This window comes from Micromonospora sp. RTGN7, assembly GCF_033804645.1.
In the GTDB taxonomy this organism is placed as follows: domain Bacteria; phylum Actinomycetota; class Actinomycetes; order Mycobacteriales; family Micromonosporaceae; genus Micromonospora.
Map to the genome: position 1 here is coordinate 30,886 of NZ_JAPZLF010000002.1, position 13,720 is coordinate 44,605.

At 71.9% G+C, this 13,720-nt stretch carries 13 protein-coding genes; 4 read left to right on the forward strand and 9 right to left on the reverse strand.

Going from position 1 to position 13,720, the window contains the following annotated elements; translation table 11 throughout:
* Positions 1 to 53 precede the first annotated feature (53 nt).
* Together SNR22_RS03475 and SNR22_RS03480 are read right to left on the reverse strand one after the other, a co-directional pair.
* Positions 54 to 1,571 carry an SLC13 family permease gene (locus SNR22_RS03475; RefSeq protein WP_320064976.1) on the reverse strand — a complete coding sequence of 506 codons (1,518 nt, stop codon included), beginning with the start codon at positions 1,569 to 1,571 and terminating at the stop codon, positions 54 to 56.
* 48 nt (positions 1,572 to 1,619) lie between these two features.
* The gene (locus tag SNR22_RS03480; protein WP_320064977.1) at positions 1,620 to 3,173 is read right to left on the reverse strand and encodes a gluconokinase; all 1,554 of its coding nucleotides are present in this window, start codon (positions 3,171 to 3,173) and stop codon (positions 1,620 to 1,622) included.
* A 234-nt stretch (positions 3,174 to 3,407) separates the two neighbouring features.
* Between SNR22_RS03480 and SNR22_RS03485 the strand changes: the two genes are divergently transcribed.
* A complete protein-coding gene (locus SNR22_RS03485; RefSeq protein WP_320064978.1) occupies positions 3,408 to 4,562 on the forward strand; it encodes a hypothetical protein in 1,155 nt (384 codons plus the stop codon).
* 37 nt (positions 4,563 to 4,599) lie between these two features.
* Positions 4,600 to 4,971 (forward strand): membrane protein insertion efficiency factor YidD, encoded by a 372-nt coding sequence (gene yidD, locus SNR22_RS03490; RefSeq protein WP_320064979.1) that lies wholly within the window; start codon positions 4,600 to 4,602, stop codon positions 4,969 to 4,971.
* Between the two features lie 40 nt (positions 4,972 to 5,011).
* On the opposite strand, the gene SNR22_RS03495 is transcribed toward yidD, so the two are convergent.
* The 3 genes from SNR22_RS03495 to SNR22_RS03505 are packed head-to-tail and all read right to left on the reverse strand — an operon-like array spanning position 5,012 to position 6,493.
* Positions 5,012 to 5,446: a VOC family protein gene (locus SNR22_RS03495; protein ID WP_320064980.1), complete on the reverse strand. Its 435-nt coding sequence runs from the start codon at positions 5,444 to 5,446 to the stop codon at positions 5,012 to 5,014.
* Positions 5,447 to 5,474: 28 nt separating this feature from the next.
* Positions 5,475 to 6,128 (reverse strand): DinB family protein, encoded by a 654-nt coding sequence (locus tag SNR22_RS03500; RefSeq protein WP_320064981.1) that lies wholly within the window; start codon positions 6,126 to 6,128, stop codon positions 5,475 to 5,477.
* A complete protein-coding gene (locus tag SNR22_RS03505) occupies positions 6,125 to 6,493 on the reverse strand; it encodes a VOC family protein (RefSeq protein ID WP_320064982.1) in 369 nt (122 codons plus the stop codon). The genes SNR22_RS03500 and SNR22_RS03505 overlap by 4 nt, the downstream gene beginning before the upstream one ends.
* A gap of 194 nt (positions 6,494 to 6,687) precedes the next feature.
* On the opposite strand from SNR22_RS03505, the gene SNR22_RS03510 reads away from it, so the two are divergent.
* Positions 6,688 to 7,245: a class IV adenylate cyclase gene (locus tag SNR22_RS03510; RefSeq protein ID WP_320064983.1), complete on the forward strand. Its 558-nt coding sequence runs from the start codon at positions 6,688 to 6,690 to the stop codon at positions 7,243 to 7,245.
* Here the strand turns inward: SNR22_RS03510 and tmk are convergent.
* The 4 genes from tmk to SNR22_RS03530 form a co-directional block, all read right to left on the reverse strand.
* Positions 7,203 to 7,862 carry a dTMP kinase gene (tmk, locus tag SNR22_RS03515; protein WP_320064984.1) on the reverse strand — a complete coding sequence of 220 codons (660 nt, stop codon included), beginning with the start codon at positions 7,860 to 7,862 and terminating at the stop codon, positions 7,203 to 7,205. The two genes, SNR22_RS03510 and tmk, sit on opposite strands and share 43 nt — an antisense overlap.
* Positions 7,859 to 9,376, reverse strand: a complete 1,518-nt coding sequence (locus SNR22_RS03520; RefSeq protein WP_320064985.1) for a B12-binding domain-containing radical SAM protein — start codon at positions 9,374 to 9,376, stop codon at positions 7,859 to 7,861. The genes tmk and SNR22_RS03520 overlap by 4 nt, the downstream gene beginning before the upstream one ends.
* Positions 9,309 to 10,112, reverse strand: coding sequence for a hypothetical protein (locus tag SNR22_RS03525; protein WP_320064986.1), 804 nt, complete (start codon positions 10,110 to 10,112; stop codon positions 9,309 to 9,311). The genes SNR22_RS03520 and SNR22_RS03525 overlap by 68 nt, the downstream gene beginning before the upstream one ends.
* A gap of 109 nt (positions 10,113 to 10,221) precedes the next feature.
* The gene (locus tag SNR22_RS03530; RefSeq protein ID WP_320064987.1) at positions 10,222 to 13,284 is read right to left on the reverse strand and encodes a DUF3427 domain-containing protein; all 3,063 of its coding nucleotides are present in this window, start codon (positions 13,282 to 13,284) and stop codon (positions 10,222 to 10,224) included.
* Between the two features lie 277 nt (positions 13,285 to 13,561).
* Between SNR22_RS03530 and SNR22_RS03535 the strand changes: the two genes are divergently transcribed.
* Entirely contained in the window at positions 13,562 to 13,714 is a 153-nt protein-coding gene (locus SNR22_RS03535) for a hypothetical protein (RefSeq protein ID WP_320064988.1), read from the forward strand.
* Positions 13,715 to 13,720 lie beyond the last annotated feature (6 nt).

Consider the following 13,720-nt stretch of genomic DNA (forward strand, 5'->3'; position numbering starts at 1 on the left):
CCGGCTCCGCGTGAGCGAAACCGGCGGGGCCGGCGGGCCGCCCGGTCAGGGCGTCACAACAGCAGGTCGAGCACCAGCACGCCGAGGAAGCCGACCACCGAGATGATCGTCTCCATCACCGACCAGCTCTTGATGGTCTGCCCGACGGTCAGCCCGAAGTACTCCTTCACCAGCCAGAAGCCGGCATCGTTGACGTGCGAGAAGAACAGCGATCCGCAGCCGATGGCCAGCGCCAGCAGCGCCACCCCGGGCCGGTCGAGGGTCGCCGCGAGCGGGGCGACGATGCCGGCGGCGGTGATCGTCGCGACCGTCGCCGAGCCGGTGGCCACCCGGATGCCGACCGCGACCAGCCAGCCCAGCACCAGCGGGGACAGGTTGGCGTTCGCCGCGGCGTCGGCGACCAGGTTGCCCACCCCGGCGTCGACCAGCACCTGCTTGAACCCGCCGCCCGCCGCGACGATCAGCAGGATGCCGGCGATCGGCGGCAGCGACCCGCCGAGCACCGACGAGACCTGGGTACGGCTGAACCCGGCCTGGTAGCCGAGGGTGAACATGGCCAGGATCACCCCGGCCAGCAGGGCCACGATCGGGGTGCCGACGATGTCCAGGGCCTTGCGGCCGGTGCTTCCCTCGGTCAGGGCCAGCTCGCCGACGGCCCGCAGCAGCATCAGCACCACCGGCAGCAGCACGGTGATCACCGCCGGCCAGAACCTCGGGCCCCGGCGGGCGGTCTCGGTGCCGGAGTCGTCGACCGGGGCCCCGGGGCGGCCGGTGCCCGGGTTGAGCAGGTCGTCGTCGGTGAGTAGATCGCCGTCCACGCCGTCCTGCCCGCGCCCGGCGGGCCCCCGACCGCTCCCGCCCGCCCCGGCGGCCGCCGCGCGCGTCGGCAGCAGCGACTCGGGGATGGTGGCGGGGACGTACCGGGAGATGATGTTGCCGAAGACCGGCCCGGCGATGATCACGGTCGGGATGGCGATCAGCAGGCCCAGCCCGAGCGTCAGGCCCAGGTCCGCGTTGAGCGAGGAGATCGCCACCAGCGGGCCGGGGTGCGGCGGGACCAGGCCGTGCAGCACCGACAGGCCGGCCAGCGCCGGGATGCCGAGCTTCATCAGCGGTACGTCCGTGCGCTTGGCGACCAGCAGCACGATCGGCACCAGCAGTACCACGCCGACCTCGAAGAAGAGCGGCAGGCCGATCAGCGCGGCCACCCCGGCCATCGCCCAGGGCAGCGCCTTGCCGGAGACGCGGTCCACGATCCGGGTGACGATGCCGTCCGCGCCACCGGACTCGGCGAGCAGCCCGCCGATCATCGCCCCGAGGGCGATCAGCAGGCCGACCCCGCCGACGGTGGAGCCGACGCCGCCGGTGAACGACGTGATCATGGCCTCGGGCGCCACCCCGGCGACGACACCGAGCACGCCCGCGCCGAGGATCAGCGCCAAAAACGGGTGGACCTTGGCCCAGGCGATGAGGACGACCACCGCGGCGATGCCCAGCAGGGCCGCGACGATCAGTTGGGCGTCACCGGCGTCGGTGAGCGGCTCCGCCGGTGCGGCGAGCAGGGTGATCACGGCATCACGACCTTCGGACGGTGCCCGTGCCAGCGCGGGCACGGGCGATCACATGGGCGCTGGGGTGGGCGGTGGCTCCGGCGGGAGGCTCGGGGCCAGTCGCCGCAGCGACGAGAACGTCGGGACGAGCGCGTCGTAGAGCTCGGAGTGCAGCGGAAGGAGGGCGGCGTAGACGGCGGCGGAGGCCGGGTCGGGGCGTACCGTCTCGTCGATCTTGACCAGGTCGGCGGCGACGTCGACGGACGCGATCAGGCCGAGGGCCTGCATCCCCAGCAGCGCCGCGCCGAAGCTGGACCCCTCGTGGCCGGCGGGGAAGCGCACCGGCATGCCGAGCGCGTCGGCGAGGATCTGCCGCCACAGCGGGCTGCGGGCGAAACCGCCGCTGGCCCGCACCTCCCGCACCTCGTTGCCGGCCGCCCGCACCGACGACAGCACCAGGGCGAGCTGCTGACAGACCCCCTCCAGCGCCGCCCGGACCAGATGTTCGCGCCGGTGGCCGTGGGTCAGCCCGACGTACGCCCCGCGCGGCAGCGCGCTCCAGTGCGGGGCGCGCTCGCTGAGCAGGTACGGCAGCATGATCAGCCCACCCGAGCCCACCGGCGCGCGGGCGGCCAGGTCGAGCAACTGCTCCTCGGACTCCTCGCCCAGCTCGGGGGCGAGCGCGTCGCCGGCCCACTGCAACACCACCCCGCCGTTGTTGATCGCACCGCCGACCACCCAGCGGTCCTCGGTCAGCGCGTAGCAGAACACCCCGCCCAACGGGTCGACGGTGGGACGCTCGACCATCACCCGCATCGCCCCACTGGTGCCGATCGAGCAGGCCACCACGCCGGGGCGTACCGCGCCGAGACCCAGGTTGGCCAGCGGGCCGTCGCCCGCGCCGACCACGATCGGGGTCTGCGCCGGCAGGCCGGTCGCGGCGGCGGCCGACGCGGTGAAGCCGGGCAGCACGGTGGTGGTGGGGACGAGCTCGGGCAACTGTTCCTCGGTGATCCCGGCGATCCGCAGCGCCTGGGCGTCCCAGGTCAGGGTGTGGATGTTCATCAGGCCGCTGGCCGAGGCCACCGAGTGGTCGGTGACCAGCGCCTCGGTCAGCCGCAGCAGCACGTAGTCCTTGATGCCGACCCAGTGCGCCACCCGCTCGAAGAGCTTCGGCTCCTGCTCGGCGAACCAGACCAGCTTCGGCAGCGGCGCCATCGGGTGCACCGGGGTGCCGGTGCGCCGATGCAGCGCCAGCCCCGACGGGACGCTGCGCAGCCGCTCGGCCTGCCGACTGGAACGCGAGTCCGCCCAGGTCACCGACGCGGTCAGCGGCTCACCGTCGGGGCTCAGCCCGATCAGACTGTGCATCGCGGTGCTGAACGACACCCCGGCGATCGGGCCGGGCAGCTCCGCCACCACCGTGCGGAGCGTCTCCACCACCGCGTCGAAGATCAGCAGCGGGTCCTGCTCGGCGTAGCCGGGGTGCGGCTCGTCCAGTGGGTAGCCGACGGAGTGGCTGGCGAGCTGCCGCCCCTCGCTGTCGAACGCCACGCTCTTGGTGCTGGTGGTGCCGATGTCGACCCCGATCACGACGCACGGGTGCTGGTCCGGGCCGGGCACGGGTCCCCCTTCGCGTCGAAGCGGCCGGCGCGGGGTCGCGACCCGGCTGCGGCTCACGTTACCCAGAGATCGGCCACTCCACACCGTGACCCGATGGGCGTTGGCGGCGGGCTGTGCCACGCCGGATGTCCACCGATCGGGTGAATCGTGCGCTTCGGCGAGTACGCCCGACAGGCCGGGACCGTTGAGCCGGGTGACACCCCGGTTGGTGGCTCGCGCGGCGAAGGAGTCGGCGTGGCGAAGACTGAATCGACGGGTTCCACCTGGCGGTACCGGTGGGCGCACCGGCAGAACGAACGGCGTCAGCGGGCGCACCGCGAGGCGGAGCGGGCATGGCGGCGACGCGACGACGAACTGCGCCGGCTGCGTGCGGCGGCGGCCGACTTCGGCCGCACCGCGACGGCCGGCGTCGGCCTGCCCCTCGAACTCGCCCCCGGCGAGCGGGTCCACTGGGCACTGCCGGCCGTGCAACTGGTCGAACTGCGGCATACCACCGTGCTCCCCGCCCCCGACCTGAACGTCGACCCGGACCGGCCGGCGCTGCACCACCGGCGCCCCGACGGGGTCAAGGTCACCGACGCCGGGATCGCCGTGGTCACCGACCGCCGGCTCGTCCTGCTCGGCGGGACCCGCCGGCGCGACTGGGCGTACGGGAAAATGACCGGGCTGGCCCACGACCCGGCGGCCCCGGTGACGCTGATCCAGGTTCTCGACCGGAGACGCGCCTCCGGGCTGCTGCTGCCCGCCGACACCGCCGCCGAGTTCCGGTTCACCCTCACCCTCGCCTTCGCCGAGGCCATCGAACAGCGGGGCGCCGTGCTCGCCCAACTCGACGAGCTGATCGCCGAACACGACCAGACCCGGCCGTTCCGCCCGTCCATCGCCACCCCCGCCCAGGCCCGGATCACCGCAGCCGTGCCGGGCGGCCGGCGTACCGTCGCGGTGGCCGCCGCCGTGGCGCTGCTGGTCCCCGCGGTGCTCTTCGAGTCGGACCCGCCGGTGCGGCCCGGCTCCGACGTCGCGTCCGCCGCCACCGTGGCCCCCACCCCCACTCCCACCCCCGTCCTGACGGCCCGCCCCGTCCTGCGCGACACCCAGAAGGCGACCCCGAAGGCGACCCCGGAGGCGCGGCGGCGCACCGCGTCACCCACCGCGAAGCGCGACGGGCTCTGCGGCGCCCCGGCCAACCCGTTCGGGTACGACTACTGCGGCGGCTCCCGAATCCGCCGGCCCGACGTGCGGGTCTGTGACGTCTTCGACTGCGGGCAGGACTTCTGGGCCGGGAAGGGGTACCTGGTGCAGTGCCGCGACGGGGCGCTCAGCCTCACCGGCGGCCGTTCCGACGTCTGCGCCACCCACGACGGCCTCCGCCGCACGGTGTGGAGCTGACCCTCCGGGGTGGCGCGGATGTCGCATCATCAGCGACATGTTCAGATCCAAACACGACCGTCACCGGAAGAAGAAGCGCGGCCTTGACTCCTGCACCGACTGCGACTGTGATGGCCCGGACTGCTGCGACTTCGGGCTCTTCTCGTTCCTGCTCACCCTCGGCTCGGTGACCGCCGGGGCGACCCGGGCACCGGTCGTCGACCGGGCCGGTCGGGCCGCGATCCTCGGCTATCGGCGGTGGCTGTCGCACCGCTGGCCGGGTCAGTGCCGCTACACCCCGACGTGCAGCGCGTACGGGCTGACCGCCGTCGAGCGGCACGGCCTGGCCGTAGGCGGGCGGATGGCCGCCGAGCGGCTGCGCCGCTGCAAGCCGCACGTGCCCCGGGGCACCCACGACCCGGTCCGCTGACCGCCGGCGTCCCCCGGATCGGCGGGTCCGGGGGACACCGTCACACGTCGCCGAAGTCGGGGACCGTGATGGTGCCGTCGGCGGCGAGCGGGAAACCGGGGTTCCAGGCAATCTCCCAGACGTGCCCGTCGGGGTCGGTGAAGCAGCCGGCGTACCCGCCGTAGAACGTCTCCCGGGCAGGTCGGGTGACGGCCCCGCCCGCCGCCGACGCCTCGGCCAACACGACGTCGACCTCCGCACGGGAACGGACGTTCTGGGCCAGGCCCAGCCCGCCGAAGCCGCCCCCGCCGTCGTCGGCGACACCCGCGTCGGCGGCCAACTTCTCGCGGGCCCAGAGCACGACTGCCAGGCCGCCGGCCTGGAAGAAAACGGTCTCCTCGACCTCCTGACCGCGCCAGCCGAGCCGTTCGTAGAAGGCCCGGGCCCGGGGCAGGTCGGTGACGCCGAGGGTGACCAGGCTGATCCGCTGTTCCATCCCCGTACCGTAACCGCCGTCCACTGACTCAGGCCTGGTCCGATCGGGGCGCGCCCTCCCAACGCCAGCGGGTGAGAACGGGACGGCCGGGCAACTCGCCCCGGCCGGTGGCCCAGAGCAGCGCAGCCCACGGGTCGGTATCGGCCGGGGCAGCGGGGAAGAGCCGGTGCCGCACCCGGGCGCAGAGCGCCGGGTCCGGCTGCCACGGCAGGCCGAGGCCGGCGGCCACGTCGTGCAGGTGCGCCAGCACCTCCACCACCCCCATCGCCGCGAACCCCTCCGGGTCCGCCGCGCCGAAGATGTGGTGCGCCCGGACCTTCGGCGAGGTCGCCCGGACCATCGCCGCCAGCAGCGCCCCGCACCCCTCCAGAACCTGGAGCAGGCCCGCCGGGCCGGCGTCCGGCTCGGCGAAAATGCTGGACGCCGGACCGCCGTCGCGGCGCGGCTCACAAATGACCGGCACGTGGGTGGCCAGCGGTGGCCGCCTCGGGGCGAGTTGTATCGCGTAGGCGAAGAGGTCGTCGGCGATGTGCTCGACGGTCTCCCAACAGGTCCAGGTCAGGGCACCGGCGGGGACGTGCCAGTCGGTGTCGAGGGCCGGGGTGAGGGCGGCGACGGCCGCGTCCACGGCCGACAGGACGTCATCCGGGGTGACCGGGCCAGGTGAGGGCGTGGCCGTCATTCGGGGGCGTGGCAGACGGCCTCGACGTTGTTGCCGTCCGGGTCCCGGACGAACGCGCCGAAGTAGGTCGGGTGGTATTCCGGCCAGACCCGCGGGGCGTGCAGCACCTCCGCGCCGGAGGCGACCGCTGCGTCGTGGAACGCCCGCACGGCGGCCCGGTCGGCGGCGGTGAAGGCGATGTGCGTCTCGTGGCTCTCCCCGGACGACGTCATGGGGCTGAGCCAGAAGTCGGGCCGCTCGCTGCCGTAGCCGAGCACGTCGCCGAAGCCCATCATGCGGCGGGCGCCCAGCGGGGCGAGGACGGCGTCGTAGAAGGCGGCGCTGGCCGGCACGTCCCGGGCCTGGATACCAAGGTGATCGAGCATGGTGGGTCTCCCTCGTGTCGTGGCGACGCCAGGCTAGAGACCGACTACGACAGGTTCCCGCCGACGGCGGCCGCCACCGACCGGGCGGGGAGGGTCATCTCGCGTCGGCGGGGCAGGTGTGTCATCGGGTTGGGGCGGTCCCGGTTGTGATTGAGTGACCGGGTCCACGACCGCCCTGCCTTTCGGGAGATGCGATGACCGACGCGGTGCGGGAGATCGAGGTGAAGTACCGGGTCGCCGACCCGGCGGCGCTGGTGCGGGCCCTACACGATCGGGGAGCGGTCTTCTCCGGTCCGGTCCGGCAGGACGACCAGGCGTACGCGGCCAACGGCTGGAGCTACGGGCAGAGCAAAGCGGGGGCGGCGTTCGCGCGGCTGCGCACCGAGAACGGGCGGCACACGTTCTGCGTCAAGAAGCCGCTCGACAACGAGCTGGCCTGCGCGGAGCACGAGACCGAGGTTCTCGGCCGGGACGAGATGCACGACGCGATTCTCGCCATGGGGTTCTACCCGACCATGCGGATCGTGAAGGCCCGGCGTACGGCGCGGCTCGATCACCTGCTGCTCTGCCTCGACGAGGTCGACGGGCTCGGCACGTTCTTCGAGATCGAGGCCATGACCAGCGGCGACGGATCGGCGGTCCAGGTCCAGCAGGAACTGGACCGGTTCGCCCGGTCGCTGGGCGTGGCGCTGGAACGCAGCACCGAGACCTACGACTCGCTGATCCGCGCGGCCCTGTCGGTCGGGGTCTGACCGCTGCCGGTCGTGGCGAGGAGCAGCCGCACCCGGATCAGCAGTTCGGCCGCCAGATCCGCCGGCTTCTGCTCGCCCACCTCGTGCAGGTGCACGGGGAACCCCGCCTCCGCCAGCTCCACCGCCACCTGGTCGTACCGCTCGCGTTCCCGTCGCCCGGCCTCCGGCCCGCCCCGGTGGAAGCGGCTGTGGATGCCACGTGCGGCGGCCCGGGTGCGGGAGCGGGTGGGATCGCCGGTGAGGATGATGGTCAGGTCCGGCCGATCCGCGTACCGGTTGAGGGCCCAGACGAAGTCGCCTTCCACGCCGTCGAGCCGTTGCAGCACCAGCGAGGTCGCCAGGTAGCGGTCGCAGAGGACGACCTTCCCGGCGGCGAGAGCGGGACGGACCTCCGTCTCCAGGTGGTGGTAGCGGTCGGCGGTGACCAGGCAGGCGAGGGTCAGACCGTGGTAGTCGTCGGTGCCGTACCGAGCCGTCTCGCCCAGCCGGGTGAGGGTCGGCTCCTTGGTCCGGTGGACCTGGTGGCCCTCGGCCGCGACGAGGTCGGCGAGCAGCGCGGTCACCGTTGTCTTGCCGACACCGCTCGGGCCGTCGATGACGACGAAGCGGCCGGTCACCGGCCGCCCAGCCGATCGTGTTGCGCCCGGGCCAGCTCCACCAGCCTGCGCCGCACGTGGGGCAAATCGACCTCCCCGAACTGGAGATTGACCGAGAAGTTGAACTCGTCGCGGGTCCGCATCGCCTCGTCCAGTCCGTCGTCGGTCAGGTCCACGGCGCTGTAGTCCAGCAACGCCGCCGGGTCGTACCGGCCCGTGGCCAGCAGCCGGCGCCACTCCGGGGTGCCCGGGTAGGGGCGGAACTCGAAAACGCTTGCCCGGAAGGAGCCGGGCGAGTTGTCGGTCAGGTCCCACAGCTCGTGTACGTGCCGGACGGTCGCCTCCAACTCGGCGTACGTCTCGGTGGGCAGGCCGAGGATGAAGTAGCCCTTGACGTTGATGCCCCGGCGGGTAAGCCGGCGGACCACGTCCCGGGTCAGCTCGGGCCTGATCCGCTTTCCGATGTGGCCCAGGACGCGTTCGCTGCCGGACTCGATGCCGAGGGCGACCTCCCGGCAGCCGTTCGCCGCGAGCGTCTCCAGCAGCGCATCGTCGGCGCGGGCGAGGATGTTGATCCGGCCGGTGGCGTCCCAGACGTACCGGCTGCCTATGTCGGCTGAGGTGAAGGCGGCCATGCAGTGCCGGATGAACCGTTCGTAGCCGAGGAAGAGGTCGTCGACGAACCGGAACGCTCGCACACCATATTGGATGTTGAGTTCGTCCATCTCCGCGATGATGTTGGCCGGCTCCCGGGTGCGGATGGTGACGTCCGGGTTGGCGCTGACGGCCGCGCCGCAGAACGAACAGTCGTATGGGCAGCCACGGGCACCCACCATCGCCGCTTCCCATGGCCCGTCGCCCGGGCGATACGGGTCGGCGGCGAAGAACCGCCGATCGACGAAGGGCAGGGCGTTGATGTCTGGCGCCAGGTGCCCGGCCGTGCCCGGCATCCCGCCCGCCACCGGCGTACGCAGGATGGGGTCCCGCCACATCACGCCCGGAAGCCGCACCCGCTCGTGGTGGTCGTTCAAAAGCTCGGCGACCCGGGTCTCGGCCTCGCCGATGATCAGCGCCTCCAGGCGGGCGAAGCGCGGGTCCCCGATCACCGCCTCCGGCATGGCCTTCGCCTGGTGGCCGCCGACCATGATCTGGATCTCGGGGTCGAGACCGGCGGCGATGCGGGCACTCAGCTCGTACGTCGGCGCCAGCAGGTTGAAGCCCACCCAGCGGGGCGCGGCCTCGTTGACGATGCTCTGGATCTGGTCGATGCCGAGGCCGAGGGACTCTCCGTCGAGGACGCCCACGCTGAAGCCCTGCGCGGTGGCGTAGGTGGCGAGGTAGCCCATGCCGAGCACCGGCAGCGTGAAGTCGTTGACCCGGGGGCGGATCGCGTAGTCGCGCAGCGGCGCGTTGACCAGCAGCAGGTCGAGCGGCGTGCCCGGTTCGACGCCGAGGATGGGTTGCTGCTCAGACGGCTCCGGCCTGTCGGCAGCCGAGGGCGAGGGTGAGGAGGGTGTACGTGCCGAGGTGTTCACCGGTCACCCGCCGCCAGGTCCGGGCGAACGAGGGCTCGTCGGCCGGCCAGGGATGGTCGGGGTTCGCGCGCCGCGCCCAGGTGCGGACGGCCAGGTCGCCGTACGGGTAGAGCGACCAGTCGTTGCTCCAGTCGGCGACTGCGGCCCCGGCGCTCCAGGGGCCGATTCCGGGAATCGTCTGGAGCTCCTTGACCAGGACCGACGGTGACAGCTCCGACCAGGATCCGTCGTGGGCGAGGAAGGCAGTGGCGGCGTGCCGGAGTGGCCTGCGCTTGAACGCCATGCCACTCTCGGTGAAGTCGTCATCGCTTAGGGTTAACACACGTTCTGGAGATGGGAAAGTGTGAATGTCCATCTCATCGGATGGTGCGACCCGATCCCCGAACCGACGGCAGAAGTCCCGATGTAGCTTCCGCGCCTGACCCGCCCGGATCACCTGCCGGATGATTGCCGTGGCGAGCGCCTCCCAGAGGCTGGGGTTACGGAGTCGACCGACCGACCCCAGCATGGCGAGCGGGGCGTGGATGGGGGCCGCCTGTGGGCGCGCTGCGGCCGGCGGGGTGAAGACGTCCACGGCGGGCAGGGGAGAGTCGCCGCGCACGAGCACTGTCGATGCCTTGCGTCCCCGCACCTCGACGAGCCATACCGTGTCCGCGTCGAGCCGGAGGGCGCGGGCCTGACGGAAACCGTCCGAGTGCCAGGCCGGATGATCGGTCATGAGGAAGTCGAAGCTCACGAGGCCGCCCTCTGCGTGATCGTCCCGCCGATCCGGCGATTGTTGCACCGTCGGGGGTGGCCTGCCGCCCCGGCTCGCCGTCGTGCCGAGCGTTCATGCGGCATGTCGGTCATGCGGCGATCGTTCGGGCGGCGGAGTACATGTCGGCGGGCAGCGGATGGGCCAGCTCCCAGACGATCCGCATCGGCCGGTCTCCGGCGTGCTCCTGGTACGCCATCGGCCCCGCGTACAGGTAGGCCGGCGCGCCGAGGTTCCGGTCCGGCACCCGGGTCTCCCGCACGAACAGGTGCACCGTCGAGCCCCGCTTCGCGTGGTTGACGTACCGCTGCCCGGTCACCGACGTCGACGACGTTGTGCTCTGCGACTCCCACTGGAACAGCCGCTGCGTGATGGCCCGGTCGGCGTACATCGTGGTGGGGGAGTAGTGCTTCTCCGACTTGACCAGCGTGACGAAGAACAGGTCCGCCCGTTCGGACTCAAGCCACTTGACGCCCTCCCGCAGCGAACCCGGGTTCGGCATCCCGAACGCCGCGCAGGCCTCGTTGCGGCTGTACCGGGCATGCACCCGCAACACCCCCGCTGGCGTTGTCACCCGGTGGATCCGCTCCCGCAGCACTCCGGCGACTTCGCGCAGTTCGGCGCAGCGGGTCGGCTCCGCCCACAGCCGCGCCAACCGCTCCTCCCGCGACGACAGCGAGACGTTCGATCCCCACAGGTCGAAGTGCAGCATGTCCCATCGTCGGCCGGCGGCGGGCCGTTCCCCGGCCGCGACCTGGGACAGCAGGTCCAGCCGGTCGAAGTCGTCGAGGTGCAGCATCCGCCCGATGGCCCGGCCCAGCTCGCGATCGTCCGAGCCGGGCGTCGACGCCTCAAGGCCGGCGAACCGCCGTAGCCCGGTCCACCCGCCCAGCGACGGCGACCGGTACACGTCTTCGATCTCCAGCCCGGTCTCCCGCAGGAACTCCGCCAGGCCGACGTCCCCGAGCTGCCGCAGCTCCGCGATCAGCCCCCTCTTCGAGGTCGGCATGGCTGCCCTCAGGTTCTCGAGCACGATGTCCTTCGCCACCCGGTCAAGCTGGACATGGCACCCACTGGGTAGCGACGGGAAGTTCTGGTCGACCGCCTCCTTGATCGCCCGCCGGCTCACCCCGGTCAGCGCCCGCCAGCGCAGGTCGAAGCGGAAGTTGGCGTGCTGCCCGCCGATGAAGTCCAGCACCGTCAGGCACGGCTTGTCGTCGTCCAGGCGCAGGCCACGGCCGAGCTGCTGAAGGAAGATCGTCGCGCTCTCGGTGGGCCGTAGCATCAGGATCGTGTCGACCATCGGCAGGTCAACACCCTCGTTGAACAGGTCGACCGTGAAGAGCACGCGCAGCTTCCCGGCCTTGAACTCCCGCAGCAGCTCGTGTTGCGCCGGCCTGTTCACCTGCGAGGTCACCGCCGCCGCCGGTACGCCGTGCCGGGTGAACCAGTCCGCCATGAACTCCGCGTGCCCGATGCTCACGCAGAACCCGAGCGCCCGCATCCGGTCGACGTCGACGGTGTCCCGTACCGCCCTCAGCACCATCCGGGCCCGCGCGTGGTTGCCGGTGTAGAGGTCGTCCAGCTCCGCCGGGACGTACCCCTGCCCGCGCCGCCACTGCAGGTGCGACAGGTCCACGTCGTCGTGCACCCCGAAGTACTGGAACGGTGCCAGCAACTGCCGTTCCAGGGCCTCCCACAGGTGCAGCTCCACGGCGGCGTGGCCGTCGAACCACCGCCGCACGTCGCCACCGTCGGCCCGGTCCGGGGTCGCCGTCAGCCCCAGCAGTACGCGTGGACGCAGTCGCTCCAGCAGCCGCGCGTACGTCGGCGCCTCCGCGTGGTGGAACTCGTCGACGATCACCATGTCGTACTTTTCGGGGTCGATATCCCGTCGGTGCAGCGACTGGATCGAGGCGAAGACGTGCGTCCAGTCGGTCGGCTCCTGGCCGCCGACGAGCAGTTCGCCGAAGCTGCCATCGCCCATCACCTGGCGGAACGTCGCGAGGCTCTGCTTGAGGATCTGCTCCTGATGGGCGACGAAGAGCAGCGAGTCGACGGTCTTGCTGCGATGCAGCCGGCGATAGTCCAGCGCCGCCACCACCGTCTTGCCAGTACCGGTCGCCATCACTACCAGGTTCCGGTGCCGGCCGTGCACCTGCCGCTCGGCGTCCAGGTCGGCCAGGATCTCCGCCTGGTACGGGTACGGCCGCACATCCAGGTTCGCGATCTCGACGACGGTGCCGTCCGACCGCTCACCGCGCAGCGCCTGCCGTAGTCGCTCGGCGTCCCTGCCCGGCTGGTACGTCTCGAAGGCGGGGTCGTTCCAGTAGTCCTCGAAGGTGGCGGTGAACGTGTCGATGACGTGCGGCTGCTCGATGTTCGAGATCCGGACGTTCCACTCCACCCCGTCGACCAACGCGGCCTTCGACAGGTTCGACGAGCCGACGTACGCGGTGGTGGTGCCGTTGCCCCGGCGGAACAGCCACGCCTTGGCGTGCAGCCGGGTGGTCCTGGTCTCGTAGGAAACCTTGACGTCGGCGCCCAGCTCGGTGAGCCGGTCGAGGGCCCGCTGGTCGGTGGCGCCGAGGTATGTGGTGGTGATGACGCGGAGGTGGCCGCCTCGGTTGATCAGCTCGCGGATGGCCGGCTCGACGATGCGCAGGCCATGCCACTTGATGAACGCGCAGAGCAGGTCGACGGAGTTGGCGGAGGCCATCTCGTGGGTGACCTCGTGGCCGATCCGGGGCTGGTGCCTGCCGTTAACCAGCAGCGCGCCGGTGGAGAGCGGGGTGGTGGGACGCTGCGGGAAGGTGGGCTGCGCGGGTGGGGTGGGCGGGGCGGCGATGGCGTGCAGGAGGTTCCTGGCATCGACGACCTGGTCGCCGTGGGTGGCGGCATCTGGGTCGAGTTCGGTGATGGCCTGCGCGATGCGGTTGGCCAGGTCGACCTGGCGGTGCAGCTTGTCGTCACCGGCGGGGACGGCCTGCAGGGCGCGGCTGATGATGACGGCAAGGTGACGGGTCAGGGGCTGGTGGGAGTCGGCAGGGTCGAGGGGGCGGTGCTGGACGAGGGTGGGGTCGAGGTGGTCGAGCTGATCGCCGAGCTGCTGGGTGATCAGGTGCTCGTAGACACCCCGCTCAAGATCCGTCACGTCGGCACCCTAGCGAGCAGTAGGGGCTCCTGTTGCCCGTGCCGGTTATTGCCGCCTGCGGCGGCAGGCCGGTCCAGGCACCGGACCTTGACCCGGCTTGTTGTCGCGGCCCAGCGCCGACTTGACCGCGTTGACCTGTTCACGGCGTCCTGATCTGTCGGGCGAGCGCCGCGGCGGTGGAAACCGCCATGGCGGTCATCCTCGCCTCTGAGGAGCGCTTGCGGAATACCCCAGCAGGGCGGATTAATGACCATTCGGACGGGGGTGGGCCGTCCGGATGCTTCAGGAGAGGGCCGACCCGACCGACCAGGCGGCGGCCGCGCAGTTCGTCGCCGACATCGACGCCGGCCCACCGCCACCCCTGCCCGCCGACGGCCCCGCCGGGAAATCAGCGGCGGCGACCAAACGCCGGGGGATGGTCGCACGCTAGTTAAGC